The following is a 21,581-nucleotide window of genomic DNA, read 5'->3' on the forward strand; positions in this document are numbered from 1 at the left end:
ATGATCGCGCAGGATCCGAGCGCCGCGCGCGGACCGGACGACGAGGATCCGGCCTCGAGGCGACCTGCTCTGGCCGGATCGGGAGTCCGTGGTTATCCTTTATGAATTCGTGACATTCGCACAGGATGCGGTCGCGGATCCCCGAGAAGCGCTCCGACTCCCTGGCGGAGCGCCCCTCGTCCCCTGCCCCCGACGGAAGATCCGGATTTCGTGAGCCCCGATTCGCCTTTGCCCGCTGCCTCCGCATCGACCCCCGGCGAATCCCTCCCACCCCTCACCCGTCGCGAGCTGCGTGAGCGCGAGCGCGCCCAGGCCCTCGCCGCCGATGCGCAGGCCGAGGGAGTGGCCATCGGTGCGGCCGACCTGCGCGACGCCGAGCTCCGCGTCGCCTCCGTCCGCTCCACGCCGCCCTCGCCCGTCTCGGCTCCCCGGGTCGCGCCGCTGCGGCCGGTGCGCTCGAGCCGCCGCATCGGCGGGCTCGTCGCGCTCTCGTTCGTCGCCGCGATGGTGGCCGCGACCTCGCTGCCGGCCACGTCGCTCCTCACCGCCGAGGACGTGCAGGCGCAGAACCTCGTCGTCGCGCCCGGCGGCACCGTCGACCGCGGCGCGCAGTCGTTCACGACCGGCGAGGTCAGCGCGGAGACCGTCGCCCGCGACGGCTTCGGCGTGCAGGAGCGCAAGACCCAGACGGACATCGCCGCCATCGGCCGCACCTCCGACGCGGGCTTCACCAACGACCCGAACGCCTCGATCCAGTGGCCCTTCGCGGTCGGCGTGCCGGTGGGCGACCGCTTCGGCTACCGCAACTGCGCGGGCTGCTCGGTCAACCACGGCGGGACCGACTTCAACCCGGGGAACGGCTCGCCGATCCAGGCGATCGCCGACGGCGTGGTCCGCACCGTGATCGACGGCGAGGGCTCGCTGGGCGTGCACGTCATCGTCGACCACGAGATCGACGGCCAGGTCGTCTCGAGCGTCTACGCGCACATGCAGCACGGCACCGCGGCGGTCAACGAGGGCGACCCGGTCAAGGTCGGCCAGCTGCTCGGCCTCGTCGGCACGACCGGCATGTCGACCGGGCCGCACCTGCACTTCGAGATCCGCCTCGACGGCGTGACCAAGGTCGACTCCTACCTCTGGCTGAAGGCGAACGCCGGGCGCTGAGCCGCCTCCCGCCCGCCTGCTCCCGTTCGATCTGCAGGCGATCCACGCCCGAGCGCCCGTTCCGCCGCAGGAGCGCAGCCCGCGGCGGCCGATCGCCTGCAGATCGAACCCTGGAGCCGGACGTCAGCCCTCGCGCAGCCAGACCGTCGTGTCGCCCGGCAGGGCCGGCTCGTGCAGCTCCTCCGAGGAGAGCACGACCGTGCCGACCGGGAGCTCCACCAGCGACGAGCCGGTGTTGGCGATCACGGTGAGGTCGCCGTTGCGGAACGCCACGACCTCCTCCGGGTAGCCCTCGAGCCACTCGATCGCGCCCGAGCCGAGGTCCTCCGCGCGGCGCACCGCGAGCAGCGCCCGGTAGAGCTCGAGCGTCGACCCCTCGACGCCGACCTGGCGGTCGCGCGCGAACGGCGCCCAGTCGCCGGGCTGGGGGAGCCAGGAGTCGCCGGAGTCGTTGAAGCCGTACGCGGGCGCCTCCGCCTCCCAGGGCAGCGGCACGCGGCAGCCGTCGCGGCCGTAGCGCTCGCCGTTCGTGCGGAACCAGGTCGGGTCCTGACGTGCCGCGTCGGGCAGGTCGATCGCCTCGGGCAGGCCGAGCTCCTCGCCCTGGTAGACGTAGGCGGAGCCGGGCAGCGCGAGCATCAGCGCCGTCGCGGCCCGCGCGCGGCGGAGGCCGAGCACCGGGTCGGGCAGGCCGGGCGTGCGCGGGCCGATGCCGTAGCCCTGCGGGTTGTCGGCGGTCAGGGCCAGGCGGCTCGCGTGGCGCACGACGTCGTGGTTCGAGAGCACCCAGGTCGAGGGCGCGCCGACCGCGGCGAACGAGCTCAGCGAGGAGTCGATGATGTCGCGCAGCGCGGGCCCGGCCCACGGCGTCTCGAGGTAGGCGAAGTTGAAGGCCTGGTGCATCTCGTCGGGGCGCACCCAGCGGGCGAGCTTCGAGAGCGGCTGCACCCACGCCTCCGCGCAGAGCACGCGGTCGGCCGGGTACTCGGCGAGCAGCGCGTGCCAGTCGCGGTAGATCTCGTGCACGCCGTCCTGCGCCCAGTAGGGAGCGGTGACGGGCTCGGCGTCGTCGCCCGGCGCCACGCCGCCCATCGAGCCGCTGTCGGCGGGCGGGGTGTAGTCGGGCAGGCCCTCGGCCTTGATCATCCCGTGCGCCACGTCGACGCGGAATCCGTCGACGCCGCGGTCGAGCCAGAAGCGCAGGACCTCGCGGAAGCGCTCGCGCACCCACTCGTCCGTCCAGTCGAAGTCGGGCTGCGAGGTGTCGAAGAGGTGCAGGTACCACTGGCCGGGCGCGCCGTCGGGCTCGGTGACGCGCGTCCAGGCGGGGCCGCCGAAGACCGACTCCCAGTTGTTCGGCGGCAGCTCGCCCGAGGCGCCGCGGCCGTCGCGGAAGAGGTAGCGGGCGCGCTCGTCACTGCCGGCGGGAGCGGCCAGCGCGGCCTGGAACCAGCGGTGAGCGCTCGAGGAGTGGTTGGGGACGAGGTCGACGATCACGCGGATCCCGAGAGCGTGGGCGCGGGCGAGCATCGCGTCGAAGTCGGCCAGCGAGCCGAACAGCGGGTCGACGTCGCAGTAGTCGGCGACGTCGTAGCCGGCGTCCTTCTGCGGCGAGGTCATGAAGGGGGAGAGCCAGATCGCGTCGATGCCGAGCTCGGCGAGGCTGTCGAGCCGCGAGGTGATGCCGGGGAGGTCGCCGATGCCGTCGCCGTCGGCGTCCGCGAAGGAGCGCGGGTAGATCTGGTAGATGACCGCGGTGCGCCACCACTCCGCGCCGGGCCGGGCCGCCGCCTCCGGGAACGAGACGGGGGAGTTCTCGGGCGCGGAGGAGTTCTCGGGCGCGCCGGAGAGAGCGGAGTCCAGGGTCATGGCATCAAGGGTAGCGGGCGGCCCGGAGCAGGCCGGCCCGGCGGGGCGCCCGTCTGGCCTAGGGTCGACGGGTGAGCGAAGAGACCCCCGAAGCCGCCCGCGCCCGACGCCGGAGGGCCCTGCTCTGGGTGGTGCCGCTGCTGGTGCTGCTCGTCGGCGGGCTGTTCGCGGTGACGCTCGCCGTCGGCGGCTTCGCGCTCCGCACGATGACCGGGGGCTAGGCCGTCGCGGCCGGGCCGTCCTCGTCCTCGGGCTGCGGGGCGCTCGAGCGCTCGGCGGCCTCGTCCGAGGCGTGCGCCGTCTCCGGGCCCGTCGCGCGCGAGGCGTCGTCCGCCCGCTGGACGGCGTCGGCGAGCTCGTCCGAGACGAGGTAGCCGGTGGAGACCGCCTCGGCCCGGTAGGCCGCGCGACCCACCATGTGCGCCGAGATCGGCACGGTCAGCAGCTGGAAGCCGATCACGAGGACGACGGTGCCCGCGGCGGCGAAGCCGGGGTTCCGGATCGCGACGGCGAGCATCACGCAGATGATGCCGAGCACCTGGGGTTTCGTGCCCGCGTGCATCCGGGAGAGCAGATCGCCGAAGCGGAGCAGCCCGATCGCGGCGATCAGCGAGAGCAGCCCGCCGACGATGACGAGCACGGCGGTGACGACGTCGAAGAAGACGTCCATGTCAGTCCTCCTCGCGGTTGGCCATGAACTTGGCGACGCTGATCGAGCCGAAGACCGCGAACAGCGCGAGCCCGAGCGCGACCGGCAGCGTCGTCGCGTGGTGGTTGATCGCCATCTCGGCGCCGAGGCCGCAGAGGATCGTCGCCACGAGCACGTCGGCGGCGACCACGCGGTCCAGCACCGACGGGCCGATCAGGATGCGCACGAGCGCGAGCAGGGCGGCCGCGCCGAAGATCGGCACCAGTATCCAGACGAGCCAGTCGATCATCGGAGCACCCCCGCGTCCTCGCCCAGCGGCTCGCCGACCCGGGCGACGTCCTCGCGCGAGCCGATCGCCCGGACGATGCGCGCCTCGGTGCGCAGGACCGTGCGGCGGACCTCGTCGATCCGGTGGCCCTCGTCGTGGGTGACGCCGAGGACGTGCAGGTAGAGGACGTTCAGCTGCGGGTCGACGTCGATCACGAGCGAGCCGGGCACGAGCGAGACGGCCTCGGTGGTCCAGACCAGCATCCCCTCGGAGCGGCTGCGCAGGTGCACGGCGACGATCGCGTTGTGCACCGGGACCGGCAGGGTGAGGATCTGGTACGAGACGCGGACGGACGCGACCGCGATGTCGAGCGCGAGGCGCAGCAGGAAGACCAGCAGGTGCCAGGGGTTCACCCGATTCGAGAACTCCACCGGCGGCAGGTAGAAGACGCGGGTGATGATCAGCGCGACGAGGAAGCCCGAGACGATCGAGAGCACCGAGACGTCGTCCCAGAGCAGCACCCAGATGCCGACCAGGGTCACGAACATCGCGAACCGGTTCCAGAAGTCGACGCGGCGGCGGGGGCTCATCGGGGGCCCTCCTCTCCGAAGGACGAGTCGCGGTAGACGGTGGCGATGTAGGTGGAGGGATCGGCGACCGCGGCCGCGGCCTGCTCGCTGGCGTCGTAGAGCGGACCGGCGGCGATCGTCAGGCCCACGCCGAAGACGACCATGCCGGCGGTCGCGAGGACCATCATCGGCGGCGAGTGCCGCGTGCGGACGGTGCCGGTGTCGTGCGGGTCCTCCTGCAGCTGGTCGATCAGCGGGGACTCGTAGCCGGGCACCTCCTCCTGGCGGCGCCAGAACGCCATGTTCCAGACGCGGGCGACGGCGTAGAGGGTGAGCAGCGAGGTGACGGCGCCCGCGGCGATGACCGCCCAGATCAGCCAGGAGGGCTGGTCCGCAGCCGACTCGGTGCCGGCGACGAAGAGGCCGACCTTGCCGAGGAAGCCGGTGAACGGCGGGATGCCGCCGAGGTTCATCGCGGGGATGAAATAGAGAAGCGCCAGCAGCGGCGAGGCCTTCAGCAGCCCGCCGAGCCGGAGGATCGACGTGGTGCCGCCGACGCGCTCGATCAGCCCGGTCGCGAGGAACAGCGTGGTCTGCACGGTGATGTGGTGGATCACGTAGAAGATCGTCGCGGCGTAGCCCGCCTCCGTGCCGATCGCGATGCCGAAGACCATGTAGCCGATGTGCGAGACCAGCGTGAAGGAGAGCATCCGCTTGATGTCCGCTTGCGCGACGGCACCGAGGATGCCCACGACCAGCGTCAGCAGCGCGACGACCATCAGCACCTCGGTGAGCCTGCCGCCGGGGAAGAGCAGAGTCTCGGTGCGGATCAGCGCGTAGACGCCGACCTTGGTGAGCAGGCCGGCGAACACGGCCGTGACCGGCGCCGGAGCGGTGGGATAGGAGTCGGGCAGCCAGAACGACAGCGGGAAGACCGCGGCCTTGATCCCGAAGCCCAGCAGCAGCACCACGTGCAGCACCAGCTGGACGTCGGCGGGCAGCTCGGCGATCCGGATCGACAGCTGCGCCATGTTGACGGTGCCGGTGGCGCCGTAGAGCAGGCCGATCGCGGAGAGGAAGAACACGCTCGAAACCAGGCTGACGACCACGTAGGTCGTGCCCGCCCGGATCCGCGGCGCGGTGCCGCCCAGGGTGATCAGCACGTAGCTCGCCGCGAGCAGGATCTCGAAGCCGACGTAGAGGTTGAAGAGGTCGCCCGCGACGAAGGCGTTGAGGATGCCCGCCGAGAGGATCAGATAGGTCGGGTGGAAGATCGTGACCGGCGTCTCGCGGTTGCCGTCGACCAGGCCCTGGCCGACCGAGAACAGCAGGACGCCGAGCAGCGTGACCGAGGTGATCACGAGCATCAGGGCGGCGAGCGGATCGACGACCAGCACGATGCCCCACGGCGGCTCCCAGCCGCCCACGTAGACGGCGCTGCCGCCCTCCTGGCCGGTGAGGACGAGGACGAGCAGCACGGAGGAGATCACGAGCACCGTCGACAGCGTGACGATGTTGACCGTGATCTGCGCGCGGCGGTGCCGGCCGAGCACGAGCGCGACGGCGGCTCCCAGCAGGGGGAGGGTGACGACGAGGGGGATCAGCACGTTCATCGGTCCTCCTTCCTGTCGTCGGTCATGGCGCTCTCCGCGTGCTTCGAGGCGGTGCCCTCGTCGCTGGACTCGAGCAGCACGTCCAGGGCCCGGTCGTCGGCGGTGGTCTGGGCCGAGATGCCGGCCGCGTCCGCACGGACGGAGGCGTCGTTCTCGTCGTCCTCGACCTGGTCGGCGTTGGCGAGGCGCCAGCGCCGGTAGATCATCGCGAGGAGGAAGGCGGACACTCCGAAGGTGATCACGATCGCCGTCAGGATCAGCGCCTGCGGCAGCGGGTCGGCCATCTCCTCGGCGATCTGCTCGTAGGAGCGGCCGTCGTCGGTGACGAACGGCGCCTCTCCGGAGCGGCCCGCCATCAGCAGGATCAGGATGTTCGTCGCATTGCCGACGAGGAGGAAGCCGATCAGGATCCGGGTGAGGCTGCGCTCGAGCATCTGGTAGACGCCCGCGGCGTACATCACCGCCATCACGACGACGAGGACGAGGGTGATGCTCATGCGCCGTCCCCCCTGCCCGGTCCGCCGACGACGGTGGAGCCGGTCGGCAGCTTCGTCTCGAGGCCGTCGACCGTGCCGGCGCCGGGGCCGGGGGTGCTGTCGGTCGAGTGGGTGACGCCGTCGCCGGAGGGGTCGCCCTGCTCGGCCTCCTCGCCGTGGCGGTCGACCTCCCCGCCGAGGCTGCGGAGGATGTCGAGGGTCAGGCCGATCACGATCAGGTACACGCCGATGTCGAAGAGGGTGGAGGTGCCCAGGTGCAGCTCGCCGAGGACGGGAAGGTAGAGGTCGAGCCAGCTCGACTCGAGCACCTCGAGGCCGAAGGCGAGCGAGGAGACGGCGGTGCCGACCGCGAAGAGCAGGCCGAGGCCGAGGACCTTGCCCGCGTCGATCGGCGCGGCCTCGCCGAGCTCGAACCGGCCGCCGGCGAGGTAGCGCGCGACGAGTGCGAGACCGGCGAGCAGACCGCCCGCGAAGCCTCCGCCCGGGGTGTTGTGACCGGTGAAGAGCAGGTAGACCGAGACGATCATCGCGGGGTGGAAGAGCAGGCGCACCAGCACCTCGAGCACGATCGAGCGGTTCTCGGGGCGGAGCGTCCGGCCGGCGACCAGCCAGGAGCCGCGGTCGCCGGTCTTCTCCGCGTCGGCCGAGGGCGCGGTGAGGTCGGTCGCCCGCTCCTCGCGGTCGGCGGCGGTCGGGTGCTCGAGGCGCGGGGCGCCACCGGCCCGGCTGGAGAGGAAGATCAGGCTCGCGACGCCGGTGGCGACGACGACGAGCACGGAGATCTCGCCCATCGTGTCCCAGGCGCGGATGTCGACGAGCAGGACGTTGACGATGTTGCGCCCCTTGCCCTCCTCGTACGCGAGGCGGGGGAGGTCGACGGAGATCGGGGTCGCGGTGCGGGCGCCGAGGGCGATCGTCGCGGCGAGGGCCATGACCGCTCCGACCGCGATGCCGATGACCGCGCGCAGGCGCTTGCGCATCGGCTGGTGCTTCTGCGCGATCCGGGTGGGGAGGCGGCGCAGCACGAGGACGAAGACGACCAGCGTGATCGTCTCGATCAGCGCCTGGGTGAGCGCCAGGTCCGGGGCGCCCTGGATCGCGAAGAGGGCGACCATCCCGTAGCCGGTGGCGCCGGCGAGCAGCACGGCGGCGACGCGGTTGCGCGCGACGGCGCAGAGGATCGCCGCGAGGATCATCACGGCGGCGACGGCGAGCTGGCCGGGCGAGTCCCAGAAGACGAGGTCGCCGGGCCAGGTACGGTTCAGCGCCGCGGCGCCGCCGACTCCGAGGACGAAGACCGCGAAGATCACCGTGAGGTAGCGGGGGAGCGAGCCGCGCTGGACGAACTCGGTGACCGTGCTGGCGACGCGGTCGAGCCAGCGGACGGTCGCCCAGTAGCCCTCGGCGGAGTCGATCGTGTTCGGGACCCGGGACTGGATCCGCGCGACCGCGATCCGCTTCGCGAAGAGCAGCAGGCCGATCGCGATGACCAGGGCGCTGAGCGCGAGGGCCGGCTCGAAGCCGTGCCAGAGCGCGAGGTGGTAGCCGCCGTGGTCGGACTCCTCGGCCGCCGCGGCGAGCTGCGGGTCGGCGTCGGGGGCGCCGTAGGGGAGCGTGTCCGCGTACACCGCGACCAGCGGGTCGAGGAGGGACGCGCCGATGCCGCCGACGACGCTCACGACGGCGAGGACGACGGTGGGTGCGGTGAAGGTCCACGGCTCCGCGTGGAGGTGGGTGTCCTCGAGGCCCTTCTTACGGGCGAACGCGCCCCAGAAGAAGCGGGCCGAGTAGGCGACGGTCAGGATCGAGCCGAGCACGAGTCCGATCAGCGCGACCCAGGCCCAGAACGAGCCCTGCTCGATCGCGGACAGCAGGCTGGTGAAGACCGCCTCCTTGGCGACGAAGCCGAGCAGCGGCGGGATGCCCGCCATCGAGAGCACGCCGAGCAGCGCGGCGCCAGCGAGCACCGGCGCCTGGCGGCCGAGACCGCTGAGCTTGCGCAGGTCGCGGGTGCCGGCGCGGTGGTCGACGATGCCGACGGCGAGGAACAGGAGCGCCTTGAACAGCGCGTGGCCGATCAGCAGGGTGAGCCCGGCGAGCGCCGCATCGCGCGAGCCGAAGCCGACCGCGACGGTCAGGAAGCCGAGCTGGCTGACAGTGCCGTAGGCGAGGACGAGCTTGAGGTCGTACTGGCGGAGCGAGCGCCAGCCGCCGACGAGCATCGTCCAGACGCCGACGCTGACGATCACGGGCAGCCAGACGGCGTCGTCCGCGAAGCCGGGAGCGAGACGGGCGACGAGGTAGATGCCGGCCTTCACCATCGCGGCGGCGTGCAGGTAGGCGCTGACCGGGGTCGGCGCGGCCATCGCGGCCGGCAGCCAGAAGTGGAAGGGGACGAGCGCCGACTTGGAGAAGGCGCCGAGCAGCACCAGGACGAGGGCGACCGAGACGATCGGGCCGGACGGCGCGGCGGCGACGATGCCCGCGAGGCTCGAGGTGCCGGACTCGACGATCAGGATGATCACGCCGACGAGCATCGCCAGGCCGCCGAGGGTGGTGACCAGCAGCGCCTGGAGGCCGGCTCCACGGCTCTCCTTGCGCCCGCTGTAGTGCCCGATCAGCAGGTAGGAGAGGACGCTCGTGGCCTCCCAGAAGACGAAGAGGATGATCACGTCGTCGGCGGTGACCAGCCCGTACATCACGCCCGCGAAGGCGAAGAGCAGGGCGGCGAAGCGGCCGAGCGACGGCTCGTCGCGCTTGAAGTAGCTGCCGCAGTAGGCGAGGACGAGGGCGCCGACGCCGCTGACGACGAGCGCGAGGACGATCGACAGCGCGTCGAGCCGGAACGAGAGGGAGATGTCGAGGGAGGGGATCCACGGGATCTCCTCGCGGAGCTCCCCGCCGGCGAGGACCGTCGGCAGCGAGGCGGCGGTCGACACGAAGGTGGCGGCCGGCACGAGCGCGAGGGCGTAGAAGACCTTCGGGCCGAAGCGGTCGACGATCCACGGCGTGACCACCGCGAGGGCGAACGTGATCGCGAGGGTGAGGAGCATCACACAGTCCTCCCCGGTTCCACTCAGCACAGTTGTCCAGACAAGGATAAGGGAGGGCGGGCGGCGGGAACCTGAGTGCGGACGGGCTTGACGACCTCCGTTCCCCTACCGTGGTGCGCATGGCCCGCTCACTGCTCCCCGACCAGACCTGCCGGATCCGCGTGCTCGACGTCGCGAGCGGCGTGGCGACGACGGTGTTCTCCTCCGCGGAGCTGCTCGTGGAGGCGCCGAACTGGTCGCCGGACGGGTCGTTCCTCGTCGTGAACGGGGACGGCGGGCTGTTCCGGCTGCCTCTCGGGGATGCGCCGGTCGGGCCCGCCGCCCTCGAGGCGATCCCGCTCGACGGGGTGCCGGACGAGCTCAACAACGACCACGTGCTCGCTCCCGGCGGCGGCACTGCCTACGTCTCGGCTCGGGATGGGCACCTCTACGCGATCGCGCTCGACGGCTCGGCGCCCGCGCGCCGGCTCACCTCCGCCGGACCCTTGCCGCGCTTCAAGCACTACCTGCACGGCGTCTCGCCCGACGGCCGGCTGCTCGCGCTGATCGGCGGCGGCGAGGACGCGTCCGGGCGCTGGGTCACCAACGTGTTCACGATGCCGGCCGAGGGCGGTCCGCTGACCGCGCTGACCGACGACGCGCACCCCGACGACGGCGTCGACTTCTCCGCGGACGGGGAACGGCTCTTCTTCAACTCCGAGCGGGAGGGCGGTGTCGCCCAGCTGTTCCGGATGCGTCTCGACGGCTCCGGGATCGAGCGGTTCGTGGCCTCGGACACGGTCGACTGGTTCCCGCACGAGTCGCCGGACAGCGCGCACCTGCTCTACCTCGCCTACCCCGCGGGGACGGCCGGGCACCCGGAGAACCTGCCGGTCGAGCTGCGGCTGATCGCGCTCGAGGGGCGCGCGGACGGCGACACGTCCCCGGGCCGGGTGGTGCAGTCGCTCTTCGGCGGCCAGGGCACGATCAACGTCGCCGGCTGGTCTCCGGACTCGACGCGCTTCGCCTACGCCGACTACCCGCTCGGCGGCTGACGCCCAGCGCGCCGCGAGTGGCTGAGTGCTTGCTCCGCATGCGCGGCGGGGGATCGGCAGTGCGGCCCGCGGCGAGTTGAATCGGGGGATGACGATCGACAGCGCAGCTCCGTCCCACGACTCCCTCACCCGCACGCCCCTGGGCGACTCCGGCATCGAGGTCTTCCCGCTCTCCCTCGGCGGCAACGTCTTCGGCTGGACCGCCGGGAAGCAGACCTCCTTCGACGTACTCGACGGCTACGTCGCCGCGGGCGGCGACTTCATCGACACGGCCGACTCCTACTCGGCCTGGGTCCCCGGCAACCACGGCGGCGAGTCCGAGACGATCATCGGCGAGTGGCTCTCGCGCCGCTCGGGCTCGCGCGACGACGTCGTGATCGCGACCAAGGTCAGCAGGCACCCCGAGTTCACCGGTCTCGCCCCCGACAACGTCCGCAAGGCCGCCCGCGCCTCGCTCCAGCGCCTGCGCACCGACCGGATCGATCTCTACTACGCGCACTTCGACGACGACGCCGTCCCGCTCGAGGACATCGCCCGGGTCTTCTCCGAGCTCGTCGACGAGGGCCTCGTCCGCGCCGTCGGCGTCTCGAACTTCAGCGCCGACCGCATCGCGGAGTGGCTGCGCCTCGCGAAGGAGGAGGGCCTGCACGCACCGGTCGCCGTCCAGCCGCACTACAACCTCGTCGAGCGCGGCATCGAGGCGGACGTCCTGCCGCTCGCCCGCGAGGCCGGGCTCGCCGTCGTCCCGTACTACGCCCTCGCCTCGGGGTTCCTGACGGGCAAGTACCGCGACGGGTCCACGCCCGACAGCCCGCGCGCCTCGGGTGCCGCGCAGTACCTCGACGCCCGCGGTCGCCGCGTGCTGGCCGCCCTCGACGCGGCGGCCGCCGCGCACGACGCCGAGGTCGCGACCGTTGCCCTCGCGTGGCTCCGCTCGCAGGACGGCGTCGCGGCGCCGATCGCGAGCGCCCGCGTGATGGAGCAGCTGCCCGCCCTCGTCGCCTCCGCGACGCTCGAGCTGACGGCGGACGAGCTGGCCGCGCTCGACACGGCGAGCCGCTCGTAGCCGGGTCCCGAGCAGGGATCGCCGCGTCGAGATCGGGAAGTCCATGCTGATCGAGTAGTCCGCGCAGCGGGCGTATCGAGATCCACCGGCGTCAGAACAGGAGTCTGAAGACCCACGTGCTGACGACGGCGGGTCTCGATACGCCCCTGCGGGGCTACTCGACCAGCATGAAGGGCCCCGTTGCGCAACTGCTCCACCAGCGCAGGGGACGGCTCGTCCCTTGCTGGTCGAGCAGCCCGCGAAGCGGGCGTATCGAGACCCACCCCGCCCGGACCACCCCCTCCACCCCGCGGTCATCACCGCCTCGCGGAGGTGCTATCGTCTAACGGTGCCAAATCGCGGGCACGCCCCGAGAGGGGCAGTCAGACCCGCAGGTGCGCCCCCTTAGCTCATTGGTAGAGCACTTCCTTGGTAAGGAAGAGGTAGTGGGTCCGATTCCCACAGGGGGCTCCGTTCCCGGCAGGCCAGCCTCCGGAAACGTGCGGCGGGGTAGCTCAGGTGGTTAGAGCACACGGCTCATAATCGTGGTGTCGCGGGTTCAAGTCCCGCTCCCGCTACATCGAGAAGGCCCCGGTTCGCACGTCGAGCCGGGGCCTTCGTCGTCCCCGCCGCACCCCCTCCGCGAGATGCCACTTGTGCGCGCGACACGCCGCGAAAGGCGGGCACAAGTGGCATCTCGCGGGGACGACCAGTCGTCAGCGCATCGAGATCGTGCGGTTCTCGATCCGGAGGACACCGTCGCACTCGGCGAGGAAGTCCGTCTCGCCGTGCATCGTCAGGAGGACGGTGACCCCCTCGGCCACCCGCTCGCGGAGGAGGTCCTTGACGACCGCGACGCTCTCCGTGTCGAGCGCGGTGAACGGCTCGTCGAGGAGGAGCACCTTCGGGTCCTCCATCAGAGCCTGCGCGAGGGACAGCTTCTGCTTCATCCCCGAGGAGAAGGTGCGGACCGCTGAGCGCCCCGTGCTCTGCAGACGTACCGAGGCGAGCGTCGCGCGGATCTCCTCGATCCCGATGCGCTTGCGGATCGCGGCCAGTCGCAGGAGGTTCTGCTCCGCGGAGAGGCCTGCGATGTAGGCGGGGCCGTCGATCGTGATCCCGAAGCCGTCCGGGAACGTCCGCCCTTCCGGCGAGATCGCCGGGTCGACGCTGATGCTGCCCGAGTCCGGGCTCAGGAAGCCGCAGAGCAGTCGCAGCAGGACCGACTTCCCGGAGCCGTTCGGGCCGAGGAGCGCGTAGAGCCCGCCTCGGCGCAGCTCGAACGCGACCTCGCTGTAGAGCAGGGTCCCGCGGATGCTCTTGGACACACCCTCGACCGTGATGGCGTTCGTCATGAGCGACCTCTTTCTGTTCTTGGATGCCTCTCGGCCAGTCGAGACGCGATGCCTGCTGCGACGAGGACGATGCAGGCGCTCCCCAGCGCCAGCGCCGTCCCGTGGAGGACGCTCGGCCAGCCCTCCGCGCTCCGCCACAGACCCGCGATGCCGAGCGGGTTGCCCTCGAGGAGCTCGCTCGGCAGGAAGGCCAATCCGGCCGAGAACGCCGCGGGGGCAGCGCCCGATCCGGCGAGCGGCGCGAAGGCGGAGGCGGCGACCGCGACCAGTGTCAGCTGCAGCGTTCCGTTCACCAGGAGCTGATAGCCCACCACCGGGTCGACGAAGGACGCGAGCTCGCAGGGGGCGCCCCGCAGGAGCGCCTCGGCACCGGCCAGAGCGCCGACGAGCGCGCTCACTCCGAGTGCACGGGCGAGGAGCCCTGCGCCGAGTCGCCGATTCCGAGCGCCGCTCGATCCGAACCGGATCAGCTCGCAGCGGAGGATCGGGCGCCGGGGATCGAGCTCGCTGAGCTGCCAGGTCATCGCGAAGCCCGTGACGACGAGGACGGAGAACAGGGTGGGTGCGAGAGCGCCCACTGGGCCCGCGAAGAGAGGACCGAGGACTCTTCCCTCGACCCCGGGTGCCGGATTCCCCTCGGAGACCGACTGGAGCCCCGTCGGCCCGAGCGCGGCCGTGCCGAGGAGGAGGACGTACGCCGCCCATCCGGCACCCCAGGACCGCGCCGCTCCGGACAGCCGGTGATCCTGGACCCGGACGGCGCCGAGGAGGACGACCTCGATCGAGAGGAGGACGACGACGGCGGCCAGCACGCCGAACGGCCGCCCGAGGTGGAGCGAGGAACTGGAGAGGAACGCCGAGCTGACGGCGGAGTCCCTTGGGAGTCCCCCCGCCGCCGAGACGGCGAACCAGCCGAGCAGCACCGTCGCCGCAACCCCGACGAGGACACTCCCGCCCGAGAGCACCCAGCAGGCGGAGAGGAGGGACCCGATCGTCGCGAGGAAGAGCAGGAGGAGCGGGAGCTGGAGCAGCACTCCGACGGGCGGGGGCAGCGCGACGTCCGCGAGCAGCGCACTCACCGATGCGGGCACGCGCGCGACGTCGTTCGCCAGCCCGAGCGAGCACACCCAGCACGTCGTCAGCACCCCGAACAGGACGACCGCAGCGCTCGCCGCGTCGCTGCGCAGGAGGACGAGGAGCACGTTCCTGAGCGATCCGGCCCGGATGCACACCGCCTCCGGCGGGAGGGATCTCGACGCCAGGAAGAAGGCGATGCACCACGGCGCTCCCAGTCCGCAGCAGACGAAGAGCGGGTCGTTCACGACTTCGATCGCCAGGTCGACGAATCCGAACGAGGAACCCGACGCGGCCCAGAGCATCCGCTGGTGGATCGAGTACGCGGCGGCAGCCGCCACCGCCCAGCCGGCGAGCAGCAGGCGGACACGGCGGGAGAGCGAGGCGATCATGTCAGCGCCGGGAGTCGCTGGGCTCTACCGAGGATCCGCCGTGCGGCGAGAACCGTCGCGGCTCCAGCGACCGCGAGCGGCAGGACCATGATGCCGATCGGCGCCTGATCGAGACCGAACGGGAAGGCTCCGTACATGAATCCGAGAAGCGGCCGGTCGACCAGAGCGACAGCCATCGTCTCGACGAAGAAGATCACTGCGGGCAGCACCATCGCCAGCCCCAGGTTCTTCAGTGCGACCAGTGCGAGCACCCCGGCCATCGCCGTGATCGCGCCCCAGGCACCCAGCACCGAGGAGTAGCCGATCAGGTACACCGGCCACCCGAAGGCGAGCAGCTGCGAGTAGTTCACGCGCTCCAGGGCGTTCCGTTCCACCTCGTCCGGTGCGAGTCCGTACACGACCGGATCGATGAAGGGCGCAGCCAGCTCCGGCCAGATCCCGAAGGCGATCAGTCCGGGAAGGAGTGCGGCGACGAAGCCGAGCACGAATGCTCCGAGGGCGACACTCATCATCCGGGTCGCCAGGTAGGACCGGAGATCCGTCCGCGCGCGGACGAGGATGACGAACCTGTTCCTGATCTCGGCAGCGGTGCCGCTGCAGCAAGCCGTCGTGATGAAGACGGGGAAGAGGATGATCATCGGGGAGATCATGAACTGGGAGTAGACGTCCAGCTCATCGCGGTAGACACCGCCGCCCACCTCCGCCAGCCCGAGAGCGGTCGGACCGACGACGAGGATCACACCGAGGAGCGCCTGCGGCCAGCGCAACGACGACCGCAGATCGGTGAGGACCAGTGCGAAGCGCGACGGCACGGTCATGTCGATGGTCGGGCTCCGGCTCTACCAGGCCTGCCACTGACCCCGCACGTGCACCTGATAGAGGGTGAAGGGGGTCGTTCGTGTCGATGTCATCGTCGCCGTTCCTCGCGGTGCGGCCGGGCCCGGCGCCTCGACCATACGAATATGATCCCTCATCGAGGAACAACCACCTACCCCTCCTCGGAACTCACGAAGACGCGACCGTGGGTGGACCCGCGTCGAGCGCGGCCGAGCCGCCGGTCGCCGACCGCACCCCGGGAGGGAGGGGAGGGTTCAGACCTCGCAGCCGGCGAAGAGGACGTCGGGGGAGGAGACGAGGTCGTCGAGGGTCAGCAGGCGGGTGAGGTCGTGGCCGGCGGCCAGGGCGTTCGACCGCTCGAGGTCCGTCTGCGGAGCCAGGCGGCCCTCCATCACGCCGCCGAGGGCGCGGACGGCGCAGGCGGCGACGACGCCCTCGGGGGTGCCGCCGATGCCGAGCACGAGGTCGACGGAGCCGTCCGGGTCCGCGGCCTCGATCGCGACCGAGACGTCGCCCTCGCCGCGCAGCGACAGCGCGACTCCGGCCACCCGCAGCGAGGCGATCAGCCCGGCGTGCCGCGGCTTGTCCAGCACGGCGACCACGAGCTCGGAGACCGGCTTGCCCAGGGCACCCGCCAGCCGCCGCGCGTTCTCGCCCGGAGCCAGGTCCAGCCCGACGACCCCCGCCCCCGCACCGGAGCAGACCAGCTTGTCCATGTAGAAGACGTCGCGCGGATCGAGCATCGTGCCGCGCGGCGCGAGCGCGATCACGCAGACCGAGCCGGGGATCCCCTCCGCCGTCAGCCGCGTGCCGTCCAGCGGATCCACCGCGACATCGCAGGAGGGCGAGCCGGCCCGGCCGAGCCGCTCGCCGTTCGCGAGCATGGGCGCGTCGTCCTTCTCGCCCTCGCCGATGACTACGACACCGTCGAACGGCGCCTCGGCGAGCACCGCGCGCATCGCCGCGACCGAGGCCGCGTCGGCGGCGAGCTTGTCGCCGCGGCCGTACCAGCCGCGCGCCGCCTCCGCCGCCGCCCGGACGCTCGCGGCCACCGCCTCGCGCAGCTCGGCGGAGTAGGACGGCGACGCGATCAGCCGGACGTCGCTCACGCGCGCGCCGGCTGCGACGTCGCGGTGCGCACCAGCCGCTCCAGCGTGCGCAGCCCGTCCGAGGAGAGCACCGACTCGAGGTGGCCCTGCACGGACGCGACTCCCTCGCCGCGCAGCGCGTCGACGATCCCCGTCGCCGGATCGCGCGAGATCTCGAGGTCCAGCAGCGGAGTGCTCGACACGTCCGCCCCGGCGACCGACGAGAAGGTGTTGTAGAAGCCGATCGCCGCGTCCTCGCCGAACACGTCGACCGCGAGCCGCACGCCCTGCCGGGGCGCGGGCAGCGGCTCGACCGGCAGCCCGGCGAGCAGCGACAGCATCTGGTGGCTGAGGCAGACGGCGAGCATCGGCCGCTCCGAGGCGAGCCGCTCGGTCATCAGCGCCCGCAGGCGCGCGATCCGCGGCTCGGAGTCGTCGCGCGGGTCGCCGGGACCGGGCCCGAACACGACGAGGTCGTCGCTCAGCACGTCCTCGACGCTCGACCAGCGCTCGACCCGGGCGTCCATGCCGAGGTGGCGCAGCTGGTGCGCGAGCATCGTCGTGAACTGGTCCTCGTTGTCGACGATGAGGGCGGTGTGGCCGGCGAGACCCTCGATGTGCTCGGGGGCCTGCGGCCGCAGCCAGAACGAGGCGAGCCGCTCGTTGCGCGCCTCGAGCGCCTCCTGCACGCCGGGCTGCGCGTTGAGGTCGATCGCCGGCGGGATGTCGCGGTGGGGGAGCAGCCCCAGCGCGGAGAGCACGCCGGAGGCCTTCGCGCGGGTCTCGGCGACCTCGCCCTCCGGTGTCGAGTGCCGCACGAGCGTCGCCCCGGCCGGCACGGTGAGCCGGCCGTCCTCGCGGAGGTAGGCGGTGCGGATCAGGATCGGCGCGTCGACCGTGTAGCCGTGCTCCTCCGGCTCGAACAGCGCGAGCACACCGGAGTAGTAGCCGCGCGGCTCCTTCTCGTACTCCGCGATCACGGCGCAGGCGTTCTCCATCGGCGAGCCGGTGACGGTCGGCGCGAACATCGTCAGCCGCAGCACCTCGCGGACGTCGAGGTCGGTGCGCCCCTCGAGCAGGTACTCGGTGTGGCTGAGCCGCGACATCTGCTTGAGGAACGGGCCGAGGATCCGGCCGCCGTTCGGGCAGACCGCGCTCATCATCTTCATCTCCTCGTCGACCACCATGAAGAGCTCCTCGCTCTCCTTGACGTCGGCGAGGAACGCGAGGACCTCGGCGCCGGTCGGGCCGGCCGCGGGGTGGCGGAAGGTGCCGCTGATCGGGTTCATCATCGCCACGCCGTCGCGCACCGAGACGTGGCGCTCGGGCGTCGCGCCCACCGCGGTGACGGCCGGCGAGCCGTCGGCGCCGGGAGTGTGGATCGCGAAGGTCCAGTAGGCGCCGGACTCGTCGGTGAGCAGCCGGCGGAACCAGGCCAGCACCGCCTCGACCGCGGGAGCATCGGTGTGCGCGACGAACGCGCGGTTGATGACGAAGTTGGCGCCCTCGCCCCGGCCGATCTCGTCGTCGATCACCCGGCGGACGATCTCCGCGTACTCCTCGTCGGGCACGTCGAAGCCGCGCTCCTCGACCGGGATCTCGCGCTCGGGCAGCAGCCGCAGCACCTCGGCGAGCGGCACGCTCTCGCGCTCGCGCACCACGAGGTTGCGCAGTGGAGCGCCGTCGTCCTTGGCCGCGAACCCGCGCTCGCGCACCTGGCGGTAGGGCACGAGCGTCAGCACGTCGGCGCCGTCGAGCGGGATGTCGGCGAGGCCGTCGACGTCGACGACGTCGCCCGTGAAGACGTCGACGTCCGTCCGGCCCTGCCGGAGGACGACCGCGAACGGCAGCGATCCGTCGGAGGCGAGGATGCGGGAGAGGAGCGAGGTCATCGTGGTCCTTGGGTCGGGGTGTCCCTCACCCGGGCCCCGACATGCAGAACGACCGCCCGGTCGAGGCGGTCGTGTGCGAGAGGAGTCTGCGCGTCGGCCTGCCTAGGAGGCGGGCCACCAGGGGCGGAGGGTCGACGTGAGCACGGGGGAAGTCTAGGGGAGCGGCCGCTCGGGCGGCCACCCGATCAGGCGGTCGCGGCGTCGGCTGCGGGCTCGATCCGCTCCGTCGACTCGCCGCGGAGGGTCCGGAGCAGGAGCGTCGCCCCGGCCGTCGCAGCGGGCGTGGCGACCACCGCGCCGCCGGGGACGAGGAAGGTCAGGTAGACCGCGATGCCGAAGCCGAGCGACACCGCGCGGCGCTCGCCGAGGAGGCGGCGGCGGTCGCGGAGGGTCAGGCCTCGCGCGTCCCCGGCGAACCCGGTCAGCTCGAGGGCGAGCGCCCGGCCGCCGACGAGCGCGCCGGCGATCAGGCCGATCACCTGTCCGACGATCGGGATGACGCCGAGCAGGACCAGCACGACGCCGATCCCGAGCGAGGTGGCCACCAGCACCCCGGAGTCGCGGAGCGAGCGGCCGAGTCCGCTCCAGAACCCCGTCTCGTGCTCGTCGGGCACGCCGCCGAGCTCGTTCTCGACCCCGCGCCAGATCCGCTCGTAGAACGGATCGCCGACCAGGAGGGTGACGGCGGCGAACAGGACGACGCCGAGGGCCACCAGCGCGCCGACCGCGGCGATCGAGATCAGCAGGCGGACGGTCCCCGCCCAGGTCTCGTCCCAGTCGTCCGCGAACGGCGTCAGTGCGAGGACGACGCCGTCGATCCGGGTGAGGACGAGCACCAGCACGCCGACGAAGACGAGGCCGACGATCAGGGGCGGGATCGCGCCGAGGAGCATGGCCCGGGGCGAGCGGACCCAGGTGCCGAACCCCCTGCCGAAGAGCCGTGCACCGAGGGCCAGGTCGCGGAGGATCGCCATGGCTCGATCCTCGCAGAAGCGCCGTTACGCGATCGATGCAGAGCGCGTCCTCGCGGGGGATGTGCGGATGTTCAGGCCGCTGATAGACATCAGCCAGGCGCCACGGGGGCAGCTTCGGCGCCGATCCCGCTTCCACATTCTCGAGAAGGAATACATCCATGTCTCTCCGGGGGACCTCTCTCCGCTCGCGCTCGCGTCTCGCGTGCCTCACCCTCGTCGTCGGCCTCGCCGGCGGCCTGATCGCCCCGGCCGCCGCCGCGTCGACCAGCACTCCGGAGCCGACCGCGACCGCCGTCGCGACGTCGACTCCGACCGCGACCCCGACACCGACGGCTGTCCCGACCGCGGCCCCGCAGCCGACCGGGACCGCGACGCCGACGGCGACGCCGACCGCGACTCCCACGGTCGTGCCGACGACGACCCCGACCGCGACTCCCGGGCCGACGACGACCCCGACCGCGACTCCCGAGCCGACGCCTGCCGAGCCGCAGCCCGCCGCGCCCGGCTGCGACCCGTTCGTGCCGCCGGCTCTCCCCTTCGACGCCGCGGCCCTCACGGTCGACCTGACCCGGCCGGGCACCGTGACGGCGACCGTGCCGCCCTCCGAGCTCGCGGACTGCACCGACGGATCGACGATCATCCTCGCGATCATGCCGACCCTCACCGAGACCACGGACGACATCGCCAGCGCCGAGGTCGTCGTCGGAGACGAGGGCTACGCAGGCGGGACCCTGACCGTCCCGGTCCGCACCAGCCGCGAGTACACCGTCACCGTCACCGTCATCCAGTCGGTGGGTGGGTCCCCGATGTGGATCCTCGAGCCGTACACGCAGGTCGCGACGCTCTACGCCACCGACCTCGAAGCCTGCCTCGGCGCGAACCGCAACTACGTCGTCGAGTCGCTCTCGGGCCCGGTGACCGCGACCGCCGGTGTCCGCTCCGTGACCGTGACCGTCCCCGAGATCGGCACCATCGCCTGCGTCCCGCGCGGCGAGGTCCGGATCTGGTCCTTCGACTACGAGCGGCCGAACGAGCTCGACGGCTTCACGCCGGTTCTGCTCGGGTCGATCCCCTTCGACGGCGGCTACTTCCCCGGTGCGACGCGGACCTACGCGACCACTCCCGGTCACAACGACGTCCGCGTCACCATCGTCGGATTCGTGGACGGCGGTGAGACCGGACGCGAGTACGTCGGCGATCAGATCCACCTGACCGTCGCGTCCGGCGCCGTGACCACGACCTCGGGTGGCTCGGCGCTCGCCGAGACCGGTATCGAGACCGCGGGCCTCGTCTCCGGTGCGGCCGCCCTGCTGGCGCTCGGCCTCGTGTCGCTCGTCGTGACGCGCCGTCGCCGGAGCGCGCAGCAGTCCTAGCCGCTGCACACGAGAGGGCCCGGGAGCGTCTGCTCCCGGGCCCTTCGTGCGTCCCGCGTCGTGCGCTCGCCTCAGGCCAGCGCGAACGGGGCGAGCAGCCCCGTCATCTCCTTCGGGCGCGGTGCTGCGAACTCGTCGCGGCGCGAGGTCGTGACTCCCATCGCGACGAGGCTCTCGACCAGCCGGACCGCGGCGGCGACCCCGTCGATCACCGGGACCCCGAGCTCGTGCGAGAGGTCGCGGCAGAGGTCGGCCATCCCGGCGCAGCCGAGCACGATGACGTCGGAGCCGCCCGTCGCGAGGGCGGCGGCGCACTCCTCGAGGATCACCCGGCGCGCGTCGGAGTGCGGGTCGTCGAGCTCGAGCACCGGGATGTCGCAGGCGTGCACTCCCGCGCAGGCCCGGTCGAAGCCGGCGCGGTGCGCGATGTCCCAGGCCCGTCCGCTCGTGCGCGAGAGCGTGGTGACGACGCTGAACCGCCGGCCGACCAGGGAGGCCATGTGCATCGCGGCCTCGGCGATGCCGATCACCGGCCCGCGGGCGATCTCGCGGGCCGCGTCGATACCCGGGTCGCCGAAGCAGGCGACGACGTAGCCGTCGGTCCCCGCTGCGTCGCCGCGCACGATCTCGTGCAGCAGCCCCGGGACGGCCAGCGCCTCGTCGTAGTGGCTCTCGATCGAGGCGGGCCCCATCGGCGGAGTGACGGCGACGATCTCGGTGCCGACGGAGGCGACGGACCGCGCGGCGCGGCCGATCGCCTCCGTCATACGCTCGCTGGTGTTCGGATTGACGACGGTGATGCGCACGGGCGCTCCTCGGGATGCTGCGGGGGTGG

At 72.1% G+C, this 21,581-nt stretch carries 19 protein-coding genes and 2 tRNA genes; 7 read left to right on the forward strand and 14 right to left on the reverse strand.

Annotated features, from left to right (window positions below):
- Window positions 1–228 precede the first annotated feature (228 nt).
- On the forward strand, window positions 229–1,164 hold the full coding sequence (locus tag HRK28_RS11170; protein WP_217274653.1) for a M23 family metallopeptidase: 936 nt from the start codon (window positions 229–231) through the stop codon (window positions 1,162–1,164).
- A gap of 123 nt (window positions 1,165–1,287) precedes the next feature.
- Here the strand turns inward: HRK28_RS11170 and HRK28_RS11175 are convergent, their stop codons facing one another.
- Window positions 1,288–3,033, reverse strand: coding sequence for a glycoside hydrolase family 13 protein (locus HRK28_RS11175; protein WP_173251532.1), 1,746 nt, complete (start codon window positions 3,031–3,033; stop codon window positions 1,288–1,290).
- Window positions 3,034–3,104: 71 nt separating this feature from the next.
- Between HRK28_RS11175 and HRK28_RS11180 the strand changes: the two genes are divergently transcribed.
- Entirely contained in the window at window positions 3,105–3,254 is a 150-nt protein-coding gene (locus HRK28_RS11180; protein WP_173251534.1) for a hypothetical protein, read from the forward strand.
- Here the strand turns inward: HRK28_RS11180 and mnhG are convergent.
- Genes mnhG through HRK28_RS11210 form a run of 6 tightly spaced genes read right to left on the reverse strand, consistent with a single transcriptional unit; the run spans window position 3,251 to window position 9,682 of the window.
- Window positions 3,251–3,703, reverse strand: coding sequence for a monovalent cation/H(+) antiporter subunit G (mnhG, locus tag HRK28_RS11185; protein ID WP_160090645.1), 453 nt, complete (start codon window positions 3,701–3,703; stop codon window positions 3,251–3,253). The two genes, HRK28_RS11180 and mnhG, sit on opposite strands and share 4 nt — an antisense overlap.
- 1 nt (window position 3,704) lies before the next feature.
- The gene (locus HRK28_RS11190; RefSeq protein ID WP_160090644.1) at window positions 3,705–3,971 is read right to left on the reverse strand and encodes a monovalent cation/H+ antiporter complex subunit F; all 267 of its coding nucleotides are present in this window, start codon (window positions 3,969–3,971) and stop codon (window positions 3,705–3,707) included.
- Window positions 3,968–4,540 carry a Na+/H+ antiporter subunit E gene (locus tag HRK28_RS11195; protein WP_173251536.1) on the reverse strand — a complete coding sequence of 191 codons (573 nt, stop codon included), beginning with the start codon at window positions 4,538–4,540 and terminating at the stop codon, window positions 3,968–3,970. The genes HRK28_RS11190 and HRK28_RS11195 overlap by 4 nt, the downstream gene beginning before the upstream one ends.
- Window positions 4,537–6,132, reverse strand: coding sequence for a Na+/H+ antiporter subunit D (locus HRK28_RS11200; RefSeq protein ID WP_173251538.1), 1,596 nt, complete (start codon window positions 6,130–6,132; stop codon window positions 4,537–4,539). The genes HRK28_RS11195 and HRK28_RS11200 overlap by 4 nt, the downstream gene beginning before the upstream one ends.
- A complete protein-coding gene (locus HRK28_RS11205; protein WP_160090641.1) occupies window positions 6,129–6,629 on the reverse strand; it encodes a Na(+)/H(+) antiporter subunit C in 501 nt (166 codons plus the stop codon). Before HRK28_RS11205 ends, HRK28_RS11200 begins: the two co-directional genes overlap by 4 nt.
- Window positions 6,626–9,682, reverse strand: a complete 3,057-nt coding sequence (locus tag HRK28_RS11210; RefSeq protein WP_173251540.1) for a Na+/H+ antiporter subunit A — start codon at window positions 9,680–9,682, stop codon at window positions 6,626–6,628. The genes HRK28_RS11205 and HRK28_RS11210 overlap by 4 nt, the downstream gene beginning before the upstream one ends.
- 119 nt (window positions 9,683–9,801) lie before the next feature.
- Here HRK28_RS11210 and HRK28_RS11215 point away from each other — a divergent pair, with 119 nt between their 5' ends.
- From HRK28_RS11215 to HRK28_RS11230, 4 genes are all read left to right on the forward strand, one after another.
- Window positions 9,802–10,716, forward strand: coding sequence for a PD40 domain-containing protein (locus tag HRK28_RS11215; RefSeq protein ID WP_173251542.1), 915 nt, complete (start codon window positions 9,802–9,804; stop codon window positions 10,714–10,716).
- 88 nt (window positions 10,717–10,804) lie between these two features.
- On the forward strand, window positions 10,805–11,782 hold the full coding sequence (locus tag HRK28_RS11220; RefSeq protein WP_173251544.1) for an aldo/keto reductase: 978 nt from the start codon (window positions 10,805–10,807) through the stop codon (window positions 11,780–11,782).
- A 378-nt stretch (window positions 11,783–12,160) separates the two neighbouring features.
- A tRNA-Thr gene (locus HRK28_RS11225) sits at window positions 12,161–12,232 on the forward strand.
- A 33-nt stretch (window positions 12,233–12,265) separates the two neighbouring features.
- Window positions 12,266–12,339: transfer RNA gene (locus tag HRK28_RS11230), tRNA-Met, on the forward strand.
- A 138-nt stretch (window positions 12,340–12,477) separates the two neighbouring features.
- On the opposite strand, the gene HRK28_RS11235 is transcribed toward HRK28_RS11230, so the two are convergent.
- From HRK28_RS11235 to HRK28_RS11260, 6 genes are all read right to left on the reverse strand, one after another.
- Window positions 12,478–13,116 (reverse strand): ATP-binding cassette domain-containing protein, encoded by a 639-nt coding sequence (locus HRK28_RS11235; protein ID WP_173251546.1) that lies wholly within the window; start codon window positions 13,114–13,116, stop codon window positions 12,478–12,480.
- Window positions 13,113–14,582 (reverse strand): hypothetical protein, encoded by a 1,470-nt coding sequence (locus tag HRK28_RS11240; protein WP_173251548.1) that lies wholly within the window; start codon window positions 14,580–14,582, stop codon window positions 13,113–13,115. Before HRK28_RS11240 ends, HRK28_RS11235 begins: the two co-directional genes overlap by 4 nt.
- Window positions 14,579–15,400: a hypothetical protein gene (locus HRK28_RS11245; protein WP_173251550.1), complete on the reverse strand. Its 822-nt coding sequence runs from the start codon at window positions 15,398–15,400 to the stop codon at window positions 14,579–14,581. The genes HRK28_RS11240 and HRK28_RS11245 overlap by 4 nt, the downstream gene beginning before the upstream one ends.
- 273 nt (window positions 15,401–15,673) lie before the next feature.
- Window positions 15,674–16,528 (reverse strand): fructose-bisphosphatase class II, encoded by an 855-nt coding sequence (locus HRK28_RS11250; RefSeq protein ID WP_173251552.1) that lies wholly within the window; start codon window positions 16,526–16,528, stop codon window positions 15,674–15,676.
- Window positions 16,525–18,399: an anthranilate synthase family protein gene (locus HRK28_RS11255; protein WP_173251554.1), complete on the reverse strand. Its 1,875-nt coding sequence runs from the start codon at window positions 18,397–18,399 to the stop codon at window positions 16,525–16,527. Before HRK28_RS11255 ends, HRK28_RS11250 begins: the two co-directional genes overlap by 4 nt.
- A 185-nt stretch (window positions 18,400–18,584) precedes the next feature.
- Window positions 18,585–19,373, reverse strand: coding sequence for an EI24 domain-containing protein (locus tag HRK28_RS11260; RefSeq protein WP_173251556.1), 789 nt, complete (start codon window positions 19,371–19,373; stop codon window positions 18,585–18,587).
- Between the two features lie 158 nt (window positions 19,374–19,531).
- On the opposite strand from HRK28_RS11260, the gene HRK28_RS11265 reads away from it, so the two are divergent.
- Window positions 19,532–20,746 carry a hypothetical protein gene (locus HRK28_RS11265; RefSeq protein WP_173251025.1) on the forward strand — a complete coding sequence of 405 codons (1,215 nt, stop codon included), beginning with the start codon at window positions 19,532–19,534 and terminating at the stop codon, window positions 20,744–20,746.
- A gap of 71 nt (window positions 20,747–20,817) precedes the next feature.
- On the opposite strand, the gene HRK28_RS11270 is transcribed toward HRK28_RS11265, so the two are convergent.
- Window positions 20,818–21,552 (reverse strand): aspartate/glutamate racemase family protein, encoded by a 735-nt coding sequence (locus HRK28_RS11270; protein ID WP_173251558.1) that lies wholly within the window; start codon window positions 21,550–21,552, stop codon window positions 20,818–20,820.
- Window positions 21,553–21,581 lie beyond the last annotated feature (29 nt).

The sequence above is a fragment of the Rathayibacter sp. VKM Ac-2835 genome (genome assembly GCF_013266705.1).
Classification (GTDB): Bacteria; Actinomycetota; Actinomycetes; order Actinomycetales; family Microbacteriaceae; genus Rathayibacter.

Excerpts from the sequence above, each read along its gene's own strand:
- HRK28_RS11190 (WP_160090644.1), bottom strand. The coding sequence starts at position 3,971 with ATGATCGACTGGCTCGTCTGGATACTGGTGCCGATCTTCGGCGCGGCC.
- HRK28_RS11195 (WP_173251536.1), bottom strand. The coding sequence starts at position 4,540 with ATGAGCCCCCGCCGCCGCGTCGACTTCTGGAACCGGTTCGCGATGTTC.
- HRK28_RS11215 (WP_173251542.1), top strand. The coding sequence starts at position 9,802 with ATGGCCCGCTCACTGCTCCCCGACCAGACCTGCCGGATCCGCGTGCTC.
- mnhG (WP_160090645.1), bottom strand. The coding sequence starts at position 3,703 with ATGGACGTCTTCTTCGACGTCGTCACCGCCGTGCTCGTCATCGTCGGC.
- HRK28_RS11210 (WP_173251540.1), bottom strand. The coding sequence starts at position 9,682 with ATGCTCCTCACCCTCGCGATCACGTTCGCCCTCGCGGTGGTCACGCCG.
- HRK28_RS11255 (WP_173251554.1), bottom strand. The coding sequence starts at position 18,399 with ATGACCTCGCTCCTCTCCCGCATCCTCGCCTCCGACGGATCGCTGCCG.
- HRK28_RS11240 (WP_173251548.1), bottom strand. The coding sequence starts at position 14,582 with ATGATCGCCTCGCTCTCCCGCCGTGTCCGCCTGCTGCTCGCCGGCTGG.
- HRK28_RS11175 (WP_173251532.1), bottom strand. The coding sequence starts at position 3,033 with ATGACCCTGGACTCCGCTCTCTCCGGCGCGCCCGAGAACTCCTCCGCG.
- HRK28_RS11220 (WP_173251544.1), top strand. The coding sequence starts at position 10,805 with ATGACGATCGACAGCGCAGCTCCGTCCCACGACTCCCTCACCCGCACG.
- HRK28_RS11265 (WP_173251025.1), top strand. The coding sequence starts at position 19,532 with ATGTCTCTCCGGGGGACCTCTCTCCGCTCGCGCTCGCGTCTCGCGTGC.
- HRK28_RS11200 (WP_173251538.1), bottom strand. The coding sequence starts at position 6,132 with ATGAACGTGCTGATCCCCCTCGTCGTCACCCTCCCCCTGCTGGGAGCC.
- HRK28_RS11235 (WP_173251546.1), bottom strand. The coding sequence starts at position 13,116 with ATGACGAACGCCATCACGGTCGAGGGTGTGTCCAAGAGCATCCGCGGG.
- HRK28_RS11260 (WP_173251556.1), bottom strand. The coding sequence starts at position 19,373 with ATGGCGATCCTCCGCGACCTGGCCCTCGGTGCACGGCTCTTCGGCAGG.
- HRK28_RS11205 (WP_160090641.1), bottom strand. The coding sequence starts at position 6,629 with ATGAGCATCACCCTCGTCCTCGTCGTCGTGATGGCGGTGATGTACGCC.
- HRK28_RS11245 (WP_173251550.1), bottom strand. The coding sequence starts at position 15,400 with ATGACCGTGCCGTCGCGCTTCGCACTGGTCCTCACCGATCTGCGGTCG.